Below are 1,795 nucleotides of genomic sequence, written 5' to 3'. Positions count from 1 at the left end.
AAAAAGGTGTACGACAACGTGCTGGCGGACATGACCAGCTACGCTTCCAAAATGAAGCAGGGGAACGGCCTGGATGCGTCGACAGAGATCGGGCCGCTCGTCTCGAGCGAGCAGTTTGAGCGGGTCGCGGGCTATTTGCAAAAGGGCGGGAAGAAGGAGCGATCCCGCTTACAGGCGGCGAACCGCTGGATCGGGCCGGCTATTTTGTCCCGCCGACGATTTTTGCCGATGTGCATGACCAGATGACGATCGCCAGGGAAGAGATTTTTGGCCCCGTTGTTGCCGCGATGCCGTTCGACGATGAAGCGCAGGTCGCCGATGTCATCCGCCGCGCGAACGATAAGGAATACGGCCTCGCTGCCGGGGTATGGACGACAGACGTTCGCAAAGCGCACAAGGTCGCCCACGCGCCGGAAGCGGGGACCGTGTGGGTCAACTGCTACAATGCGCTGGACGCCGCGGTTCCGTTTGGCGGCTACAAGCAGTCCGGCTACGGCCGCGAGATGGGATCGTACGCGCTTGATTTGTATACACAGGTGAAAGCGGTGTGGGTCAATCTCGATTGACGAATCGATTTATTTGAAAGGGGGACTTGTACATGAGAGCAGCGCAAATACATGAACATCAAAAACCGCTTCGGATCGGTGAGGTACCGGATCCGACGCCAGGACCGAAAGATGTGATTGTCCGGGTCGAGGCGTGCGGAGTGTGCCGCAGCGACTGGCATGCCTGGATGGGAGACTGGGAGTGGATCGGGCTGAGCCCGAAATTGCCGATTATCCCCGGTCATGAAATGGGCGGCGTGATCGAAGCTGTCGGCAAGGACGTGAAGAACTTCCGGGTGGGCGATCGCGTGACAACGCCTTTTCATGAAGGCTGCTCGCATTGCGCCAATTGCATGAGCGGGCACTCCAACCGGTGCGATAACCTGGCGATCTTCGGCTTTAGCTACGATGGCGCCTACGCAGAGTACGTCTGCGTGCCGAACGGCGATTTCAACCTGATCCGTCTGCCTGACGAGGTGGATACGCTGACGGCGGCAGCGATCGGGTGCCGCTACATGACAGGCTACCACGGGGTTTTGCGCGGGAACGTACAGCCGGGAAATTGGCTTGCGGTACACGGCTCCGGCGGTGTCGGCCTATCTGCTGTGCAGGTCGGCAATGCGGTCGGAGCGATGGTCATCGCCGTCGATGTCGATGACGACAAGCTGGCGAAAGCGAAGGAAGAAGGGGCGGCAGCCGTCATCAACGCCCGGAAGGAAAACGTCACGGAAGCCATCAAGGAAATCACCAAGGGAGGGGCGCATTGCTCCATCGACGCGCTGGGGATTCGCGATACGATCCTCAACTCTGTCCTCTGCCTGCGGAAGGGCGGACGACACGTGCAGATCGGTCTGACGACAAAAGAAGAAGGCGGAATGGTCGGCCTGCCGATCGATGCGATCACGGCGATGGAGCTTGAAATCGTCGGCAGCATCGGCAATCCGCATTCGGCGTACGACGGTCTGCTCACCATGATTGCGAAAGGCAGGCTAAATCCGGCATCGCTCGTGTCCCGCGAGGTATCCCTCGATGACGTATCGGGAATTCTCGATGACATGACCAACTTTCGGACATTCGGGTTTAACGTCATTACGAGGTTTAAATAGATCGCATGAAAGCCCAGGGGAGATGATCCTCTGGGCTTTAGCAACGGTAGTAATGCATGTCCGGCTTAAGTTTGTACGACCTATTATCTATAGAATTTGTGTTTTTGCACTGCAACGAACTGGAAACTCACGATCATCAGTTGG

General features: G+C 57.7%; 1 protein-coding gene and 1 pseudogene. Both read left to right on the top strand.

The window, feature by feature from the left end; genetic code table 11:
- Positions 1-566, top strand: a pseudogene (locus tag HGBM_RS28275) (aldehyde dehydrogenase family protein); the annotation flags it as partial.
- Between the two features lie 32 nt (positions 567-598).
- The gene (locus HGBM_RS22355) at positions 599-1,651 is read left to right on the top strand and encodes a zinc-dependent alcohol dehydrogenase family protein (RefSeq protein ID WP_019123321.1); all 1,053 of its coding nucleotides are present in this window, start codon (positions 599-601) and stop codon (positions 1,649-1,651) included.
- Positions 1,652-1,795: the final 144 nt, after the last annotated feature.

The sequence above is a fragment of the Brevibacillus massiliensis genome (assembly GCF_000311785.1).
GTDB lineage: Bacteria > Bacillota > Bacilli > Brevibacillales > Brevibacillaceae > Brevibacillus_C > Brevibacillus_C massiliensis.
This window is presented reverse-complemented; position numbering and strand designations above follow the sequence as displayed.

Coding starts and splice junctions, on each gene's coding strand:
- HGBM_RS22355 (WP_019123321.1), top strand. CDS start 599: ATGAGAGCAGCGCAAATACATGAACATCAAAAACCGCTTCGGATCGGT.